This window comes from Bacillus sp. FJAT-29790 (assembly GCF_019039215.1).
Taxonomy (GTDB): domain Bacteria; phylum Bacillota; class Bacilli; order Bacillales; family Cytobacillaceae; genus Cytobacillus.
Genome location: NZ_JAHNZZ010000001.1, coordinates 2,955,466 through 2,973,911, shown reverse-complemented (window position 1 = coordinate 2,973,911; position 18,446 = coordinate 2,955,466). Strand labels below are relative to the sequence as shown.

22 protein-coding genes are annotated in these 18,446 nt (G+C 33.5%); 18 read left to right on the top strand and 4 right to left on the bottom strand.

Going from position 1 to position 18,446, the window contains the following annotated elements; genetic code table 11:
• The first annotated feature begins 73 nt into the window (after positions 1-73).
• A complete protein-coding gene (locus BGM26_RS14025; protein ID WP_217040399.1) occupies positions 74-304 on the top strand; it encodes a hypothetical protein in 231 nt (76 codons plus the stop codon).
• 88 nt (positions 305-392) lie between these two features.
• Here the strand turns inward: BGM26_RS14025 and BGM26_RS14020 are convergent, their stop codons facing one another.
• On the bottom strand, positions 393-731 hold the full coding sequence (locus tag BGM26_RS14020; protein WP_217040398.1) for a helix-turn-helix domain-containing protein: 339 nt from the start codon (positions 729-731) through the stop codon (positions 393-395).
• A gap of 176 nt (positions 732-907) precedes the next feature.
• On the opposite strand from BGM26_RS14020, the gene BGM26_RS14015 reads away from it, so the two are divergent.
• The 12 genes from BGM26_RS14015 to BGM26_RS13960 all read left to right on the top strand — a co-directional run bounded on the left by BGM26_RS14015 (position 908) and on the right by BGM26_RS13960 (position 11,953).
• The gene (locus BGM26_RS14015) at positions 908-1,057 is read left to right on the top strand and encodes a hypothetical protein (protein ID WP_217040397.1); all 150 of its coding nucleotides are present in this window, start codon (positions 908-910) and stop codon (positions 1,055-1,057) included.
• A gap of 21 nt (positions 1,058-1,078) precedes the next feature.
• The gene (locus BGM26_RS14010; RefSeq protein ID WP_217040396.1) at positions 1,079-2,569 is read left to right on the top strand and encodes a recombinase family protein; all 1,491 of its coding nucleotides are present in this window, start codon (positions 1,079-1,081) and stop codon (positions 2,567-2,569) included.
• On the top strand, positions 2,556-4,130 hold the full coding sequence (locus BGM26_RS14005) for a recombinase family protein (protein WP_217040395.1): 1,575 nt from the start codon (positions 2,556-2,558) through the stop codon (positions 4,128-4,130). Before BGM26_RS14010 ends, BGM26_RS14005 begins: the two co-directional genes overlap by 14 nt.
• A 307-nt stretch (positions 4,131-4,437) precedes the next feature.
• Positions 4,438-4,740, top strand: a complete 303-nt coding sequence (locus tag BGM26_RS14000; RefSeq protein WP_217040394.1) for a hypothetical protein — start codon at positions 4,438-4,440, stop codon at positions 4,738-4,740.
• A gap of 179 nt (positions 4,741-4,919) precedes the next feature.
• Positions 4,920-5,714, top strand: a complete 795-nt coding sequence (locus BGM26_RS13995) for a hypothetical protein (protein WP_217040393.1) — start codon at positions 4,920-4,922, stop codon at positions 5,712-5,714.
• Between the two features lie 1,087 nt (positions 5,715-6,801).
• Positions 6,802-7,338, top strand: a complete 537-nt coding sequence (locus tag BGM26_RS13990) for an RNA polymerase sigma factor (RefSeq protein WP_217040392.1) — start codon at positions 6,802-6,804, stop codon at positions 7,336-7,338.
• Entirely contained in the window at positions 7,335-8,369 is a 1,035-nt protein-coding gene (locus BGM26_RS13985) for a DUF4179 domain-containing protein (protein WP_217040391.1), read from the top strand. The genes BGM26_RS13990 and BGM26_RS13985 overlap by 4 nt, the downstream gene beginning before the upstream one ends.
• Positions 8,370-9,097: 728 nt before the next feature.
• The gene (locus tag BGM26_RS13980) at positions 9,098-9,358 is read left to right on the top strand and encodes a hypothetical protein (RefSeq protein ID WP_217040390.1); all 261 of its coding nucleotides are present in this window, start codon (positions 9,098-9,100) and stop codon (positions 9,356-9,358) included.
• 131 nt (positions 9,359-9,489) lie between these two features.
• Entirely contained in the window at positions 9,490-10,011 is a 522-nt protein-coding gene (locus BGM26_RS13975) for a hypothetical protein (protein ID WP_217040389.1), read from the top strand.
• Positions 10,012-10,144: 133 nt separating this feature from the next.
• The gene (locus BGM26_RS13970; protein ID WP_217040388.1) at positions 10,145-10,597 is read left to right on the top strand and encodes a GNAT family N-acetyltransferase; all 453 of its coding nucleotides are present in this window, start codon (positions 10,145-10,147) and stop codon (positions 10,595-10,597) included.
• 224 nt (positions 10,598-10,821) lie between these two features.
• On the top strand, positions 10,822-11,286 hold the full coding sequence (locus tag BGM26_RS13965) for a DUF4871 domain-containing protein (protein WP_217040387.1): 465 nt from the start codon (positions 10,822-10,824) through the stop codon (positions 11,284-11,286).
• 196 nt (positions 11,287-11,482) lie between these two features.
• Positions 11,483-11,953 carry a hypothetical protein gene (locus BGM26_RS13960; RefSeq protein WP_217040802.1) on the top strand — a complete coding sequence of 157 codons (471 nt, stop codon included), beginning with the start codon at positions 11,483-11,485 and terminating at the stop codon, positions 11,951-11,953.
• 298 nt (positions 11,954-12,251) lie between these two features.
• Here the strand turns inward: BGM26_RS13960 and BGM26_RS13955 are convergent, their stop codons facing one another.
• Positions 12,252-12,914 (bottom strand): hypothetical protein, encoded by a 663-nt coding sequence (locus BGM26_RS13955; protein ID WP_217040386.1) that lies wholly within the window; start codon positions 12,912-12,914, stop codon positions 12,252-12,254.
• A 523-nt stretch (positions 12,915-13,437) separates the two neighbouring features.
• Between BGM26_RS13955 and BGM26_RS13950 the strand changes: the two genes are divergently transcribed.
• Together BGM26_RS13950 and BGM26_RS13945 are read left to right on the top strand one after the other, a co-directional pair.
• Positions 13,438-13,965 carry a hypothetical protein gene (locus BGM26_RS13950; protein ID WP_217040385.1) on the top strand — a complete coding sequence of 176 codons (528 nt, stop codon included), beginning with the start codon at positions 13,438-13,440 and terminating at the stop codon, positions 13,963-13,965.
• 750 nt (positions 13,966-14,715) lie between these two features.
• Positions 14,716-14,973 (top strand): hypothetical protein, encoded by a 258-nt coding sequence (locus tag BGM26_RS13945; RefSeq protein WP_217040384.1) that lies wholly within the window; start codon positions 14,716-14,718, stop codon positions 14,971-14,973.
• Between the two features lie 201 nt (positions 14,974-15,174).
• Here BGM26_RS13945 and BGM26_RS13940 read toward each other — a convergent pair whose 3' ends face one another.
• Positions 15,175-15,486: a hypothetical protein gene (locus tag BGM26_RS13940; protein WP_217040383.1), complete on the bottom strand. Its 312-nt coding sequence runs from the start codon at positions 15,484-15,486 to the stop codon at positions 15,175-15,177.
• A 520-nt stretch (positions 15,487-16,006) separates the two neighbouring features.
• Here BGM26_RS13940 and BGM26_RS13935 point away from each other — a divergent pair.
• Positions 16,007-16,510, top strand: coding sequence for a hypothetical protein (locus BGM26_RS13935; protein WP_217040382.1), 504 nt, complete (start codon positions 16,007-16,009; stop codon positions 16,508-16,510).
• A gap of 477 nt (positions 16,511-16,987) precedes the next feature.
• Here BGM26_RS13935 and BGM26_RS13930 read toward each other — a convergent pair whose 3' ends face one another.
• Positions 16,988-17,299 carry an ArsR/SmtB family transcription factor gene (locus BGM26_RS13930; protein ID WP_254119294.1) on the bottom strand — a complete coding sequence of 104 codons (312 nt, stop codon included), beginning with the start codon at positions 17,297-17,299 and terminating at the stop codon, positions 16,988-16,990.
• 296 nt (positions 17,300-17,595) lie between these two features.
• Between BGM26_RS13930 and BGM26_RS13925 the strand changes: the two genes are divergently transcribed.
• A complete protein-coding gene (locus BGM26_RS13925; protein WP_217040380.1) occupies positions 17,596-18,096 on the top strand; it encodes a hypothetical protein in 501 nt (166 codons plus the stop codon).
• A gap of 150 nt (positions 18,097-18,246) precedes the next feature.
• Positions 18,247-18,417, top strand: a complete 171-nt coding sequence (locus tag BGM26_RS13920) for a hypothetical protein (RefSeq protein ID WP_217040379.1) — start codon at positions 18,247-18,249, stop codon at positions 18,415-18,417.
• Positions 18,418-18,446 lie beyond the last annotated feature (29 nt).

Genomic DNA, 18,446 nt, shown 5'->3' with positions numbered 1-18,446 from the left:
AAATCATGAAGTAGCAAATTTAAAGGGTTGTCCAACTCAATTCCTTGCATAGACATGAACAAGGAGGGATTGGATGGACGACTTAAAAATCAGTTTTAGGTTTGGCAATACTGGCTTCCATGAAATTTCCGAATTAACCGAAGGAAATCAAGAAAAAGTAAAGCAGTTCTTTTTACTTTGGGAAAAAAGAGTTAGACATTGCTCAGCTGTCCATTCATTAAATAGATGCCTTAATTTAGATTCGAGAAAATTTGTTCATATTTCTGTTGAAACAAAGAAGGAGAGTCCAACCGTTAATGGGTAGACTCTCCATTTTTTTATTTTGTTATTCATAATTATAAACGATTTATTTACGAGGGTGAATAAAATGTTAAATATTGGTTACCATAGACCTATAAACCTTTTTTGTTTCGAAAAAGTTCCAATCCTTTTTCGAAATGGCTGAGAAGGTAATGGGCAGCTTCAGGATTCACTTGTTCAAGCTCGACCAGATGCCGCTTCGCATGGTTCAGCCGTAAATCTAATTCATCCGTACTTTCAGATTCTAGCGGCAAAAGATGCAATTCTTCTTGAAGTTTTTCTAAAAGGGAAAATTGAATGGTGTCCGTTTTTCCAGTTTCCAAATTACTAAGATAGCCAGGGGATACATTTAACCTTTCTGCAAAGGCATTTAATCCAATTCCTTTATTGGTACGTAAAGTGCGAATTCGTTGTCCGATATTTTGCAGCATGCTTTACCTCCATTTACTTGTTCATTCATTTTATAGCTATGTGGAATGATATTTGTCCTATGAATGTGCTACTTGTCCTTATTTCTATATAGCAGGCGTAGATTCCTTCTCTATCTGTCATTAGAAAAGGTTAATCCTTTTCCAATTAATAAATGAATTATCGAAAGGAGTTCAAAATGGCAAAGAATACTTTAAAGACCATATCTATTAGTTATGTACACGATCCTGAAGCAGCAAAAAAATGGGGGGAGCTCTATTTTGATTTATTGTTGGATCAAATGAAAAAGGACAAGAAATCAAATGATGAAGCATATAATGACTTATGACAAAAGGAGGAGGAGAAATGTATGAAAGCAGTAGCCTATTATCGCAATTCTATTAGCAAGGAGAAGCAAAAATTATCCATTGAAATGCAAAAGGATCATGTAAAAAAGCTGGCAAAGGAAAAAAATTTACTCATTGAAGATGAATATTGCGATGACGAAACATCTGCACGGAAGACGAAAGTGGAGGAAAGAAGGCACATGTCCCGTCTATTGGATGATATTGAAAAGGGAAGAATCAAAACGTTGATTGTTTATAGCCGCTGTCGCCTTGCGAGGAATGTTCATCAATACATGCAGATATATAAAGCCCTTCAGGATAAAGAAATTGAAGTGCTATTTGCTGGAGAACATGAGTTTCCGATGTTATATACGATTGAAGCTGAATTAATCGAACGTATAATGGCATCGTTTAATCAACATGAAGCAGATAACTTGGTAAAAAAATTGAAAGATGCAAAACGAACAAAAGCAAGACAAGGTTTGCATGCTGTTGGTCCTATTTCATTTGGGTATGAACCTCATTCCGAAAAGGATGGAGATTGGCGCATTATTCCTGATGAAGCGAAGGCTATCAAAGAAATATACGAACTATTCCTTCGTGAAGACTTTGATAGCGTGAATCAATTTGTTGATCTGGTAAACGAAAGCGGATATCGATTCAAAGAAAAGAAAGAATGGACATATGGAAATGTCCGTAACGCTTTAAGAAATGCCATATATAAAGGCACCCGAAAATACAAAGATGATGTAGAAAATTTAGCTGTTGCTGTTCCTCATTTAAAAATAGTCGATGATGATGTTTGGGACCAAGTACAAAATAAGCTATTAAAATTTACCCGTGAATCCGCTGAAGAAGAGGAAGAAATCTTTTTCCTTTTGAAAGGTTTCATCACCTGTACGGAGTGTCAGCAGTTGTTAAAAGCAAAAAAAGTGCAACGCAATGGGCAAAAAATAGGGATATATCAATGTAATGACCATCCCAAAATAAAATACAATCATGAGCTGCTTGAACAGGAGATCATTCTAAAAGCAAATAAATTTTTTGATGAAATATTATCCCCTGTGTTCAAAAAATTCTTATTAGAAACCACAGAAAGACAGGCGAAATATTACGGAAAAATTGAAAATGATCTTGAAAAAGTGAAATCAAAATTAAAAGACCAAATTGGCAGTGAATTTGACGTAATCTTAAATGCTGAAAGTGTCTCTGATTTGCCAAGGGGAATAAAGGAAACTTTGAATGAATTAGTGCAAATTTCAGAAAGTCGAGAAAGATTTCAGGATAAGTTTTTTGATTTAAAGGAAACGCTTAAAGAATTAAATGATTTTCATAACGAATTTCAAGAAACAGTTGAGATTATTCAACCAGATATGGACAAGGAAATGGTACAGGAATTGCTTCAAGATATAATCCAAGGGATATATGCTTTTAGTGAAAAAGAAATAACTGTTATTTTGAAGCACCCTCATATTGATGAGCTAGGAGGAAAAGAGTACATTGAGCTTGGCTAATATTATTCAACCTGGTATGAAGGCGGCTTTTTATGGAAGGCATTCGACAGACAAACAAAATATGGATACTCAACTGCGAAGTGCTTATGATTTTGCCGATAAATATCAATGTGAAATTATCGGTGAATACTTAGACAAAGGAATATCCTCTCGAAAAAAAGAACGAAGAGGCATCGAAACATTAATAAAAGATGCCAAGGAAAATAAATTTGAGGTAATCATTATCTATGCTCATGCTCGGCTTGCGCGGATTCCAGAAGAACATGATGCCCTTCGACTAACAATGAGTATTTTGGGCATTCATATTGTGGAAAGCAGCACCGAAACCTTATATAGTTACGGTGATATTGTATATTCATCTATTAAAGACGCTTTAGCAAAATATGAGCTTGATAAGATAAGAGCGGTAACTAAAGACGCAATAGCCACCTTACTAGGACAAGGGTTATGGACGGGGGGCAAGGCGCCCTTTGGCTATAAATATCATAAGAAATTAAGAAAAAAAGGAAAAAAAGATAATAATTCCGCTATCATGGAGTTTTCTGAATTTTTAACGGAAGATTTAGCAAATTCTATTCAAAAAGGTCGGTTTGAGCGAATCGAACATGAAATTATTTTGGTTAATAAGGTGTTTTCTTTATACAAATTAGGGTACGGTTTTCGGCAAATAGCGGAAATGATGCCCAAGTTAAGCCATCGAGGTAAAGACTGGAACGATGACAAGGTAAAACAAGTCATTATAAACCCATTTTACGCAGGGTATCTGGCCATTCGTAAAAGGAAATTAGGTGCAAAAAACACACTAAACAATCGCAATGAGTGGAAAATAAAGGAGAGTTCGCTCATTCAACCAGTCATTACTTTTAGTGAGTGGGAAGAATGCTTTCGGCTGTATGAGCAAAAAAAGGAGAAAAAGCTTCCGCCCAATTATTATAAAACAAGCTTCTTAGTCAATAACCTTTTGTTCTGTAAACCCTGTAATCAATTTTTTTCGGGTAAAGATCAAAGGTCAAAAGGGTACGGCAGCTTAATTTATCTATGCAAATCCTGTAAAAGAAAAATCTCAGCTGAATCCATCCACCTTGATGTTATGCAAAAGCTGGATAAATTACAAACGAAAAGTACAGAAGAAATGGTATCCATCATTAAAGAAAAAATTAGTGACGAGTGCGAAAGGCTAAAAAAGGAAATTGAGGTGATTTCAAAGGCAAAGGAGGAAGAAGATCTAAAGTTATTCACAATCAACACCAAAATCCAAAAACTGTTTCAAACCGACGGAGATGAAACCATTATAAAAATTTTATCAATCGGTAAAGAAACATTGACTAATTCCATTACAGAAAAGAAAAATCAAATTACCACCTTACAAAAATCAGTTCAAACACTATGGAACATTGATGGAAATCATCGACATATTGAAGAAAAAATTAATGATTATCAACACCTTTTTAATCTACCCAATATTCAGCTACGACGGCTATATCTGTATTTAATCAAAAGTATAAAAGTAAATTCCACAGGAGGTTTGGAATATCAATTTCGAGTCGACTTGGAAAAGTAAAAAACTAGACCCGTGGTCTAGTTTTTTACATGTAATTTGTATTTTCTACATAATCGGTATATTGATGCAATTTGTAAAATCCATAATATAATATTCATTTCCGACTCTTAGTCTCGCTATTATTTAATGCTGAAAAGAATAACCTGTTAATATAAATGGGAGCACAGAGTTAAAGAATTAGCTGCTTTTGGAGGCTTTTCCTTTAAAAGGGGGGAATTGAAGAAGGATTTTGTATCAGAATGTCGAATCTCACTGAAATAAGAAAGTTTTTTCATTGCACTTCACCACAATATTAGGAGGTAATAGCGTGAAATTTCTATTCAACAGTAAGGGACAGCATATTGCCAATTTTGTAAATAGTCAGCTCCATTCTCCTAATGGACAAAATATTGGTCATTATCGTGAAGAAGAAAAAATATTTATTGATATGAGAGGACATTATTTGGGTGAAATTATTTATGATAATCGATTAATGTATAATAATATCTCTTCATACAAAAATGTGAATTTTGGAATATATGGTAACTATGGAAATGTAGGGAACTATGGAAACCCAGGAAATTATGGTTCAATCGGATCTATTTCAGGCTATAAAGACATTGATTTATAATGGTGAAATTTTTAAAAGCCATTTTCCTAAAAGTGCATTGATCCAGTAGGATTAATACACTTTTTTTGTTAACACCCTTTATTCTGGCAGGGTAGTTGGGGGATGAAATCTGTTTATAAGGAATAACCTCTTTGAGGCATTATAGAATCAAATTTTTTAATGTGAGGTAGGTTAATAAAGTGGGGATTTTACTCAATATCACACAAGATGAATGTCATATTAATTTTACAAATAAAGAAATTAATTTTTTCGGTTACACAACATATAATGAAGAGGTTTGGGAAAAAGTCAAAGATTTAAATTGGTATGTTGATGAAAAAAAGTTGAAAAAAGGTGAAAAAACATATATTTATACGGGGTCAAGGAAGTTTGGGAAATATAAAGACTTACATCAGATTATAATGTTAATTTGGTATGGAGAAGATAAAATTAAAGAAGCTTATAATAAGAGATTTATTGTGGAACACCATGATAATGATGCATTTAATTGTTTAATCGAAAATCTTTCTTTTGCTTCAAATGATATTAATATTGCTAAAGCACATACTTTCGATAAAGAAAGACCAAGGTTAATTGACAAAGTTACAGTAAACTTTTTTAAAGACTTCAAGTCAGGCAAATATCAAATAACCTTAGGATTTAACCAACCTTATACATTAGTTGAGGGTTCGGAAAAAACAAATTTAACCGCAATGCATTTACTTTATAATGACGATTTTAGACTTGTGTATACGGATGCTTCTAGAATTGTGTGGGATTTATTAAATAGGGATTCTATCGATTTAACTCTTTTAAGTCATATTGAAAGAGAAATAACACCTGATATATATATTTATGCTAAGGATGGACAAGAACTCCCACCTTTTACATTTATTGATGGAAAACCAGTTGTTGTTTTAAGTAATAAACCAGAGAGCTTTCTTAGATTAAATAGAGTGTCTCCAAAGAAAAGTCTTTTCGACAAAAATAAATAGGGTTAATTTATACTAAGAAGTTAATAATTTTCTGGAAAAAACACTTCAACTACTGGGTCTTTTTTGAATAAAATATCTAATTATTCGAAAACGCAGAGGAATTAAGCCTCTGAGTTTTCTCTTACAAGATATATGACTTAATAAATTTTCTACTTTACATTTGAATATTTGGAGTTTCCAATCCTTAATAGTATGATTTCATTCACTAGCTGCAAATAGGTATGTTGAACTTGTAGTGGTTCAACACACTACGAAAAGTAGGAATTAGAAAAATTGATTTCTCGGTTTTTAGATGGGACATGTATTTACTTCTCGGTTCTTGCTTAGGTAATTGATCAATTACCTAGGCAAGAACCGAGAACTTTATTTGATTGTGCTATGATACAAGGCTTTTATTCAATTAGTTTAAGAATACGACTCGCATTATAGTACCCCTCTCGGTTTTTAGGGTATGTCGGAAAATATATCTCGGTTTTATAGTAGTAATAATATTCATGTAATAATACAATGATTAGATTACTAATTAAATATTACTAAGTTAAAAATAGTTTTGAGTATTAACAGTTGATAGTTTGTTCCCATAATGTTACTAAAATAAATTTACAATTATATCTACTCGATTAAAATGGTTTATAGAAATTAAATTTTGTAACGAGGATTAATTAGGAGAATTTTATTGATGATTTGGTTAGGGCAATCTATGATTTCTTTAATTTCCTTTCTATGATGCAGCGTTGATCTTGTACTGCATGAAAGCTAATAGGGTATTTCTTCAAGAGGAGAAAAGTATTTTTACTAACGGAGCAGTTTAGTGAACAAGCATTAAAATAAATATAAGGTATTAGCCGAGTTCATTGAACTGGGTTATTTATTTATATTAACTGAAGCCTTCATTAATATTTAATCTGAGTTTTCGGAAAAAACAGTTACAAAAAAACAGCCTCTAATTCAATCTTGGCTAGAGTTGAAAGTCAATTCAACTCCTTTTCCATTTTATTTTTTCGAATTGTGCATCCTAAACAGTCTCACCGTCGCCTAAAAGGTAGAAACAAAAAAGGGGGTTTTCCTCATAGAACAGAAAACACTGATGACACGGATCAGGAACGGCGAGCACGAAGCTTTTGCTCAACTAGTCAACCCCTTGATTGAAAAGGGGTACAGGACCAGTTTTAGTATTCTCAAGTCGAAGGAACAGGCGGAAGAGGTTGTCCAAAATGCGTTGATTGAGGTATACCGTAATATTATGAGTGGAAAGGATATCACCTATTTCAACGCCTGGTTTTATAAACTGGTCTCCCACCGCTCGATCGATGCTTGGAGAAAGAATGATCGCCTGAAGGAATCACCGCTTGAAATCGATGTGGTTACAGACAAACATTGTGTGATGGAAAGCGTACTAAAATTGGAAACCGAAAACGATATTAAAAAGGGCATATCATCCCTTGATAACTGTGACTACCAGAACGTCCTCATACTCTACTATTACCAAGAGCTAGCAATCCAAGAAATTTCAGATTTGCTGGGACTGAAAAGTTCGACGGTCAAATCCCACCTTCGTAGAGCGAGGAATGCTCTGAAAAAAAGGTTGATCGAAAATCAGTTTATAGGGGTGAATTCACAATGAAGATTGATGAATCGTTGAAGAAAGATATCGAAGAAGAGATGGAGAAAATCCAGGTGCCATCTTCCATGTACGAATTTTCTAAAAACATTAAGGGAGAGTCGAAAAAAAGAGGGGATTTCGAAAAACCTACAAGAAGAAATAGAGGGTGGAGGAAATCCCAGTTTGTAGTTGCAGCGGTTATCAGTCTTGTCATCCTAACGGGTTCTGCATTCCTGAATCCAACTATGGCGGAAGTAGTATCAAAAATCCCGTATCTAGGACAAGTATTCCATAAACCGATACAGGAAGTAATTGCGGAGACGTTGGAGAAAGAAGGGTATAAACCAGCAGGTATCGGCATGGGTATGTGGGGACAGAAGCCACTCTTTGACATACGATTGAAGGGAACGAAAGAATACGTCAATCAAGAAGAGGACAAAGTTTTAAATATTTTGACTGAGGTTTTGGAAAAAAGAGGGTATGATAACTACGAGTTAATGGTTTCTGACACGAATGAGGGATCTCCTGCGCTAAATGAGATAGAAAAACAAAGGGAGGAACTAGGTGAAAAGTTAATGCGGGACTTGCAGATAGCGGGCTATCCGATTATGAATATTAACGCATATAGCCATGTAGTCAAAGTGTACATCCCGATTGCCGATGAAGCTAAGAAAGTAGAAATCTACAAGGCCGCAATTGAACTTTTGAAAGCAAACGGTTCACCGAAACAGGTACAGATTATAACTCGAGACGTTTCTGAAGAAGAACTTGAGAGTCAATGGATGCCCGCCATGATAAGGATTGAAGAAGAGTTTTACCTGAAAAAAGAGTACCGAGTAGCTGACATTAGCTATTCTTACAAGCCTGAAAAAGTGTCCATTACCATCATGACGAGCATGAAATCATCGGATGCAGAGGCTAAAGAAACGGTAACCAAAATCCGAAAAGAAATAACAGAGTACCTGGATAGCGAAGAAGGAAAAACAAAGACAGAGAAACAGAAATATGACCTAATTGTCCAAGACAAGAACGGTAATGATTTTCCCTTTTAAAGAACATAATTATCTTTCATTCTCTGTGGTGAATTTCTGAATCATGGTAGGCTAACGGGAGCTTTAGTTAAATAACGAGTTTCAACAATACGGCGCTTTTCTGAAATAAGGAAAGCGTCTTTATTCATGAAAAGGGCAGATTGTGGAATAACACCTAGATATCTGGTGAAAGTTTAGGCTAGTTTGTGAAACTTTGTACTTAAAGTAACGAAGCAGGTTAGCTGAAGAAGAATGAACCTTTTGGAACTGAAAGCCAACTTTTACGGAAAACAACTATGGTCATTTCGGTGTATTATAGATGTTGTCGCATTACAATAAAAGGGTGCAAAAATAAAGAGATAAGAGGGATTAGTGGTGATGTTTTTTATTTTTATTGCAGTGTATGGAACTCCAATCCTGGCAATAATTTTTTGTTTAAATTTAGTTAGCATTATCAAAAAGGTGAAAACCGAAGAGGACTTTTCTATAAACACATTTTGGTTGACGGTATCATTCGCCGTTATGATGTGGAGTATTGCAGTTGCTGGATTAGAGGGATAGAGTCTTATAGATGATAGGTACAGACGAACAAATGCTTATTAAACAAACGGGTGCTTTTCTGTAACATGCAGGAACGCTTATTTGTATTGTGCAAATGGATAGGTTTGTTGAATAAGGAAAAAGGAAAATAGGACTCAAACAGATGGTGTTAAATGGGGAAATAAGGATAAAGTGGAGGGGGAATTAATGTGAGGGCTTTATCTGCTTCAATAATTGTTCTTGGTGCCTGTTTATTGATTTTTGGATGGTTTGTATCTAATGCCATTACTAATTCAAAGCCTTATATTCCAAGTTCAATAAGTGTTGACCAACCAAGTGGTGGACAGTATGAATTAATTGTAAGTGAAGGATGGCTTTACCTCTATGATAAGACTAATGGACAGGTTTGGAAAAAACCAAACGATTCTGATTCCCCCTGGGAAACTGTAAAACATTATTCTTCTTATTGAACTAATGGGTGCAAGAATTAAACTAGGTGTTGCAGCGGCAGCATCTTTTTTCTTGTTGTGCTAACGGGCAGTTTTGTTTAACAGGGAATATGGAGGTCATGGTAAAATAATGGTAATGAAGGAGGGATAAGATGCCGTTTATTAAACCATTTCTTGCACTTGCTGTATTTTTGTCACTTTTATTCGTATTTGGTTGCAGTAACAACGCAGAAGATAATCAATTTAACTTCGGTTTGATAGCAAGTGAAAAATCTTTGCCTACGGATTTTGATGAGGTGGCGTTTAAAAGGGACACAACACCTTATTTTCAGTATTTAGTAAAAAAAGTCGTTAATCAATCTGAATTTGAAGAAACATGGAACATATATGGAATTGAAAATAAGACACCAAATGTAGACTTTAACGAGAAAAATGTTATTTTCATTGGAATTCAGGAGTCTGGAAGTTGTCCCTATAAGATTAAAAATATTGAACTAAACTCAGACAACAAAGCTATCACAGTGCCTTTATCGCAACCAGATGGTACCTGTACTTCTGATGCAACACCAAGAACATTTGTAATTGAGGTTAATAAAGAAGTTTCAAGAGACTTGAAGAGTGTGGTAATTGTTCAAAGTGGTGCAGTAACAACCACTCCAATTGATGGAAACTAATCTTAAAATTTTGACTAACGGGGGCAAGAGTACATGAACGAATTGCTGCGGTGACCCTTTTTCTTATTCGAATAACAGGGCAGTTTAGTAAAATAAACAATGATATACAAAGGTTAATTCAAAGGAGGATAAAATGGATATTAGGAAACTTAATAAAGGTGAAAAACTTCCAATGGAATTGTTTTTATTAGCTGACCCTTCAATAGAGATTGTTGAGGAATATGTCAATAGGGGCGAATGTTTTATAGCTGAAATCGAACAGCAAATTGTTGGAGTTTATGTATTGCTTCCTACAAGACCAGAAACAGTGGAGCTGGTGAACGTTGCGGTGGTAGAAGAGCAACATGGTAGAGGTATAGGGAAGCAATTGATAATGGATGCAATTAAGGTAGCCAAGACACAGGGCTACAAAACAATTGAAATTGGAACTGGAAATTCAAGTATAGGGCAATTGGCTCTTTATCAAAAATGTGGATTTAGAATAGTTGGTGTTGATATGGACTTTTTTGTTAGGCATTATTCAGAAGAAATTTTTGAAAACGGTATTCAGTGCAGGGATATGGTTCGTTTATCTCAAGATTTATAGGTTAAAAAGGTAAATGCTCTTGAACTAACGGGTAGCGATTGTTCAACAAGAACAGTCGCTTTTTCACTAAAGGAGCAGTATAGTTCAAGAAAACATCTGGATATTATGGTGAAAATGGAATAAAGATTTACTTCAAAATGGTGTTAAAAATATTTTGAATGTGAAACATATGCTGTATTCATTCGTCTATTATTTAAAATGATTATGTAAAGGAGTGGGCTGTTTTGTTAGGTGCTGTACGTTTTGTTTTAACAGGAATGATATTTGCACTTTTCGTAGTAGGATGTGAGAAGGAAACAACTATCAATTATGAAGTTACTCCAACATTTGTTTCAGAAGCTGAGGATTTTGTGGGTATTGAAGGTAAGGTAGGTTTCCTAAACAACAACTTTAAAGAAAATGAATTTGAAAAAACTGTATGGCATTTTTGGGGAGAATCGGATGAAATCAAAGGAGTAGTTCGAGTTGAAGGAACTCATTTAGAAACAGGAGAAAAATTCCCTATATTATTAAATGGGCCAAACTTAAAAAATGCAACGTGGGAGTTTAATAATGGATTTACTCAACCTAACTTGGGAGCAACAAAAACGATGCCATCATATGTTGGGTTTGAAAAATCAGGTCTGTGGGAAGTTTCTGTGTATCTTAATAACAATCATTTGGGAGAATTTATATTAGAAGTAAAATAGTGATTTTTTGATTTGAATTAAAGGTAATTTAAGAGTAAAGAGGAAAAAAACTTATTCAAACGGGTCGATTGTTTAGTAAGAGTGGTCACACCTTAATAAGATTGTGAAGAATTGTACTTAAAGTAACGGGCAGTTTAGTTTAACAAGAACAACTGAAAAATAACAATAAATCAAATTTAAAAAGGTGTTGTTATTTTTGGAACAAGTTAAAATGTATAAAATTTCTTTGTATCCAATATTGGCTTTAATGTTTACTGGTGGAATAATGTTTTTCTCATTTTGCTTTATGGGTTTAACAGACATTCTCTTAAATATATTCATCTCTTTTGTAGGGGTGTTTTTTTCATTTGTATTTTTAGGGTATTCCTTTTATCTCTTAAGAAAAAGAAGAGAAGGTAAGGGATTTTATTGGGAAGATGAAGGGATTGTAATTGACCTACAAGGGAATAAAGTCTACTGGGATGAGATTGAAAGTATTCAATATTCCGATGTAAGAGGTATGAAGTCCACCGTGATTTATCCACACTATACAAATCACGAAAAGATTAGAATCCGTCGTAAGAAATGGATGCCAACAACTGCCCATTCAATCGATTGGTTTTATATTGAAAAGCCAAAGGAATTGCACAAAAATTTAATGAAGACTTGGGAAGAAAAAAAGCATTAACGCACATTTATTTCAAATTTTTTATTAAGCTAACGGGGCAGGTTACTTTAATAAATGGGAAGTCTGATATTAATGGGATCCGTTTCCTATCGCAAAACGTGAATTTACAACTAAAAATGTAGGGTAAAATGCATACCAAAAAGCACCTCTATATGTAACGGGTTCGGTTGATGGGGAGAAAAATGCCAAAAGTAATTTAAAAAGCAACTCAGTTAGCATATGTTTTAACAGTAAATTAGCAATATAAATAGCAAGTAATAACGCTCAGATTTTTTCTGAGCGTTTTCTCCATAATATTTTACCAACCTTGTAATTTAGAATAACCATTCAAAAGTTTGGTCCATACGAGGAAATACAAGGCAGTCCCCAATACTCCTAGTATTACGACGGATGTTAACATAGCGAACACATTTACTTGACGTTCGTTAATCACAATTTTAATAAGCAATAACGCAAGAATAGATACAGTAATAATAAAGAAAATACCATCCATCAAGCCTTCTCTTAGGCTATCGAGGATTTCTGGAATTGACCAAGCTAACGGTATAGCGATACTTACATCTCCCAACAATCCACGCTTGTGTGACAGGGCAGCAATTGTACCAATGATTAGGCTAGCTGGTATGGTGATAAAAAGCCAAGGTGCGGCGTTATTCCATCCATCAGCTAACGTTACGGACTCACAGACTACGAACAAAAGATAGTACGACACAATCCACGCAACTAGGTAGGTTAATATGCTCCCCGTAGCGATGAGTATGGTTTTACGCAATGTATGAACCCCGCGTGATGTTGAATAGGAAAACAAAAATCCAACGAATACCCACGGAGCAGTCGAAGCCCCCAAATACATCAAGGCTCCAGGAATTTGTCTGAGGAACTGTGCCAAAATGCCAAAAACTACCCCACCAATGAAGGCTTTTAACCACACCCCATTATTTGATTTGAATATACTTAACACGATAAATCCCCCCGTGAAATACTAAGATTCATTTTTAAGAACATCATTCCACAATCTACAAATTTATTTTATCATAAAATTCCCAATTTTCTTCAAAAAATAAGCTTGCTTAATACTAAGCGAACCACCTTAGATAAATGATAATCCAATTCGTAGCAGTTTTAGCACTGGTTTTAACAACACCGCATAAATTTACGTGGTATCTCCAATTTGTATGTGTATTGGCGTGATAATTAGTAAGTTAAATCCACTAAGATATTGATATAATAACAAAATTGGGATACCAATTCATATGTGAATTGTATCCCCAATTTGATTGTGAATTAATGTTTTCTCCCCATCAACCGAACCCGTTACTCTATATGCGGTGTCTTTTTTTTTGGTTGTAAAAAGTTGTCAATTAATTTCGATTAAACTATTCCATTGTTTTAACAATATTTTAAAATAGCTTAATTAATAAAAATGATATTCATTTTTATTGTATAATTTAATGGATAGATATTACAGATATGGGGGGTTTCAAATGAAGCGTCTTATTCCATTGGGTATTGTTTTCTTAACTATATTCACTTTATTGGGCTGTTCAAAAGAAAGCGATGTAACAACAGAAACAAACAAGAAGACTCTACCAGGAGGAACTCCTCCTACGTTAACAATAACAGTTAATGGAGAAGAAACGAAACTAGATGTTTACGATTTTTGCTGGAATAATTGTGAAAATGTTGGTTCATTAAATCGTTTAAATAACGATTTAATAAAATCGAAGAACCCTAAAACATTAAATGTAGCTATTGGTTCAGAAGTGAGCATTTTAATAAATAAACCGAAACCATCATCGTTGGATTTTGATAGTTCTTATCGCTATGATGCTGGACTTTCACAAAAAGAAAACTATGAAATAAAAGATAATAAAATAATAATTCCTACTGAAGAAGGGATTCATTATTATTTCATAAGGGCGAAATGGATTGACAATCAACATCCGTCAACCTCAGTACGGAAGGGCGAAAGTTATTATGGACCAATTGCTTTTCAAGTGACAGCAAACTAACAACCTCCGTTATTTGAAAAATTTCATAAATTAAAGTGCAGGAAAAAAATATAACCATTGATAAAATGGTAACAATAAAAAACTACAAGCTCCAAGAACTAACTTTTTAATCATGATAGACACCCCTGTGAAAATTAGGTTTATTTTGCCTTAAACTGAATTAGTTATTCATTACTAAAAATCCTTATTGAACTAAAGGGTGCTTTCTTAAATATCGAGGCTGTCAATTTGGCAGCTTTTTATTGTGCTAACGCGGCAGGTTAATAATTAAAATATATTGGAAGGGAGTGCTAATTGTTGAATATCACGTTTTTCGTTATCATATTTTTTTCCTTCCTTGCTTCAACTCTAACTTGCATTTGGATATTAAAAATAAAGCAAAACAAATGGTTAGGGATGTTAGTTTCCTTTTGTATAAATACACTTATTTTATCAGTAGCAACAATCATTCTTTACAAGTTAGATGTTCAAACGTTTCATAAGCAAACAGATGGATTATTCGGAAGTTTAGGTATTTTAGTATTAGTGTTTTTTATTCCTATTCTCACATTCATCAATTTCTATATCCTTGAATTTGTGAGAAGTAGAATTATTCACTCGTAAAATTCAGAATAATTTTGTTCAACTAACGGGGGCGATAGCGAAAGAAGAGCAGTTGCTTTTTTACTAACGTGGCAGGTTATTAGAAGAAGGAATATTGATTAATGTTGTGGAATATGACTTTTAGAAAGGAAAAACATGGGGGTATTTATGAATAAAAACCTAATGGCTTTTTCTATTATTTTTTTAGGGTTATGTATCGTTCTAGGTTCTTGGTTTATTTCACAATCTTTAAGATGCAAAAAAGATGATGTCGTAAAGATACAACATGAACAAAATCGTTATGAATATATCAAAACGTCGGATGATTACGATATGATTTTTGATAAACGAACTGGAGATTATTGGGGAAATTTACAAGGGAAATGGGAAAAACATACTCCAATAATTTCAAATCATTCGAATTAGTTTTTCATAAATGATGGTAATCTTCTTCAATTAACGGGGGCAAGAGTTGAAGAACAAGTTGTTGATGGTATGTCATAGAATTGACGTAAGCATGATATTGAAGAAACTAATAATATTACTGAAGATTATAAGTGAAATTCGCAGAAGATTTTTAAAATTTGGAAGAGAAAAGTTAAGTAGTAAGCACCATAAAGTGCTTACCTAACAAACCACATCCAGAGAAATGATTCTATGCTGTAACTCTTTTTTCCAATTTAAAACACCTATTATAAATTGCTCATCTTCTGTTATTGTCGCATATCTGAAATATTCATCCGCGTTAATAAGGAATGATGTTTCCTGTTTTGCCTCCATCTTTGCAAAGACATCTTCTGTGTAATCAAGTGGTAGAATCTCATCTAATCCTTCTGTTGGTCGCCCGATCCATTGAAACAGAAAATCTTTGATTAAATATTGCTCAATCATGGATAAATTTTTCTTGAATTTTAGCTTATTCACTGATACTACTTTCACTAAATCCACTCCTCAAATAGTAAGTAAAGTTTAAACCTTAAAATACCTGACTTCAACGGTATTGTTGTTACATGATATTTACATTTTGATTTCAAGCCAATGTTAAATATGGGTCCATTGAGTATAGCCTTCTTTTGAAATCAAAAAATAAGATAAATGTTATTCTAGTGATGTAAGGTCTGAAGTTTAACTAACTTAATATGACTATGTTGTGGCAATCTTTCAGAAATTATATGTACTATCCTAACGGGTAGCGTTAAAGAAGAATTAAGTGATTTTAGGTTTGAGAACTTATTATAGTTACCCCATTAAAGGGCTCTTTTCTGTAACAAGGAAAGTGCCTTATTTATGTAACAGGCCAGATTGTGGAGGAATTCATTGTTAAATAAAATAGCCTGAAATTTATGGGAGAGATTGTGAATAAAATGTACTTAAACTATCGGGCAGGTTTGTCTAATAAGGAGGTTAAAGGAACTTTTTATAAAAAGACACGTCTAAGAAGATAAAGGAGGGATGGAAATTGACAATTAGAAACCCCATAAGTCTTTTAATTACAATTGTACTTTTAGTGATTTCTGGTTGTAACGTTAAAAATTCAATGCCAGATGAAATGCCGAATGACTTTGATTTTTTAGTACAATTTGGTGTAGGGAGCAAAAATGAAATAAATACTTTTGATAATACAGTCACAAAAGATTTAGTGGTTGATGGGACCATAACTGAAAAAATACCATTAACAAAAGAAGAAATAAAAAGGGTATATCAAAAAATGAAACAGATAAATGTATTAGAACCAAAGAAACTTGAACCAAAGAAAAAAAGCTGTATGCAAACTCCATATGATGAAGATAAATGGAAAATAAAATTAAATGGGGAGACAATTACATTTTATTTGTCTGAAGAATATTGCAACCCCACCAAGGATGCCAAACAACTAATTGAATTACGAAATTACATTTTCGATATTGTTTTAAACAAGGATGAATATAAAAAATTACCAAAATCTAATGGTGGTTATAAGTAATTAATTTATTCTTCATCAACATAAAGTCTACTTTGTGAAGAAATGTACTTAAACTAATGGGTGCAAGAGTTAAACAAGGTGTTGTAGCCGCAACATTTTTTTCTTGTTGTGCTAACTGGCAGGTTAATTCAAAAAAGACCTTTTTGATTAAAGGTCTTTTTAATATATGGTTAAAGTCAATCAACCTCTTTAAGAATGTTTTCAATTGTTGTTAATCTTTTATTAAGTTCCTGAATTGATTTTATCTGTTGTTGCTGGAAGGTTATATTTTCAGTATCTAATTTTAATCTTGCTTCTGCTCGGCGTTCAGTACGACGAATAAATCGGATTATGTAAATGAACAAAATAATAAAAAGCAAAATAGGTAGGATATTAATGCCGAATGATAAAAGAAATAAAATGCCTCCAGTGTCTATGTTAGTCATCATTTTAGTGGTACCAGCCTTTCATTTTTTTGCGAAGGGAAAGGATTCATATTTAATCCTTTCGCTTTTTTATACTTAAATTCTCTGCTAAATCAGCAATTATTTGTTCATTTAATACAATGTCAAATGAGTTAAGTTCATAATATTTCATCGCCTTACCAGTTTCTGAAATTTCGTGATGCCCTTTAATTAGTTCCACCTCCTCTAATTTTTGTAAGTGTAAGTAAAGTAAGGGTCTGCTTATACCTAACTCTCTTGCTAATTGACTAACGTATTTCTTTTCTTGGTGCAGTATTGCAATAATCTTAAAACGAAAAGGGTTTGACAATGCATCTAATAATTTTATTAAATCGTTACCACTCAATATTTGTTTCATATGTAATAATTATATTACATGTGTAAAAGCAAAACAATAGATTTTACCTTTTTACAATCAACGTACGCAAAATGCATTTACTATTTAATAAAAAGAAGATATATAGACGGATAATCTTTAGTATGTGAATAATTACACTTAAACTAACGGGGGCAAGAGTTCAAGATGGATCGCTGCGGCGGTCTTTTTTGCTTGTTGTGCTAACGGGAGATTAGTGCAATAGAGAGATAATGTTTTATGGTAATATAAAGGAAATAATTGATTCTTTGCTTGGGGGAATCGTAGTGGCGAACGAGATTATTGAAAAAGTAAAAAGAGGACTCATGGGAATTGAAATCGGATATTTTGATACAGGTCAAATTTTTGAGGAAGAAGCGTATTACAATTATTTTGGCTCCCCAGATAAAGAAACACGTCGCTATGCGGTTGCTGTATTTACAGTGTATTTAGGAAATTGGTATAGCCTTTGTCGATTTCCGTTTCTAAATACAAAATCTAATTTAGAAGAGTTTATAAAGGCACTTATAGAGCATCACCAGAAAATCGAAATGGATTTTCCTATTATGCATGAATATATCATTTCATTTTTAATTAAGATTGAAGAAGAAAATGGTGAAAAATATGCAAATTCAACCATCGAAATTGACAAGAAGCTACATGAGCGTTTGAAAACGGAAGTGTTAATTCCTAAACGGGAATATTTAAATAAGCATACACCAATAAAATACTTTTTGAGGGAAATTAGAGTTAATCCCTTTTTTGAGTCTGATTTTCTTGAGGAATAGCATTAACAGAGTGATTTTATACAAGTGAGAACACTCTTTCGATAACAGATGGCATTCCTTCAACAAGGAGGTGCTTCATTTCTTATTAAACAAACTGGCAGAATAGTTCAACAAGAATGTTTAAGTCTTACAAAGGGAGGATTGAATAATTTGAGGTTTATATTTGCAATCCCACTTATTCTTATTGGTGCTTTTTTGATAGGGCTAACGAGTAATGGCATCGGTGTTAAAGGTAATGTCATTATGGATATTATAGGATGCGTATTAATGTTAATTGGATTTAAATTAATTGTTGCAAGAAAGAAAAATCAATCATCTTAAACAAACGGGCGGAATCGTTTAACAAGGGG

Excerpts from the sequence above, each read along its gene's own strand:
- BGM26_RS13945 (WP_217040384.1), top strand. The coding sequence starts at position 14,716 with ATGAATAAAAACCTAATGGCTTTTTCTATTATTTTTTTAGGGTTATGT.
- BGM26_RS13975 (WP_217040389.1), top strand. The coding sequence starts at position 9,490 with ATGCCGTTTATTAAACCATTTCTTGCACTTGCTGTATTTTTGTCACTT.
- BGM26_RS14010 (WP_217040396.1), top strand. The coding sequence starts at position 1,079 with ATGAAAGCAGTAGCCTATTATCGCAATTCTATTAGCAAGGAGAAGCAA.
- BGM26_RS14025 (WP_217040399.1), top strand. The coding sequence starts at position 74 with ATGGACGACTTAAAAATCAGTTTTAGGTTTGGCAATACTGGCTTCCAT.
- BGM26_RS14020 (WP_217040398.1), bottom strand. The coding sequence starts at position 731 with ATGCTGCAAAATATCGGACAACGAATTCGCACTTTACGTACCAATAAA.
- BGM26_RS13985 (WP_217040391.1), top strand. The coding sequence starts at position 7,335 with ATGAAGATTGATGAATCGTTGAAGAAAGATATCGAAGAAGAGATGGAG.
- BGM26_RS13950 (WP_217040385.1), top strand. The coding sequence starts at position 13,438 with ATGAAGCGTCTTATTCCATTGGGTATTGTTTTCTTAACTATATTCACT.
- BGM26_RS13990 (WP_217040392.1), top strand. The coding sequence starts at position 6,802 with ATGACACGGATCAGGAACGGCGAGCACGAAGCTTTTGCTCAACTAGTC.
- BGM26_RS14015 (WP_217040397.1), top strand. The coding sequence starts at position 908 with ATGGCAAAGAATACTTTAAAGACCATATCTATTAGTTATGTACACGAT.
- BGM26_RS13970 (WP_217040388.1), top strand. The coding sequence starts at position 10,145 with ATGGATATTAGGAAACTTAATAAAGGTGAAAAACTTCCAATGGAATTG.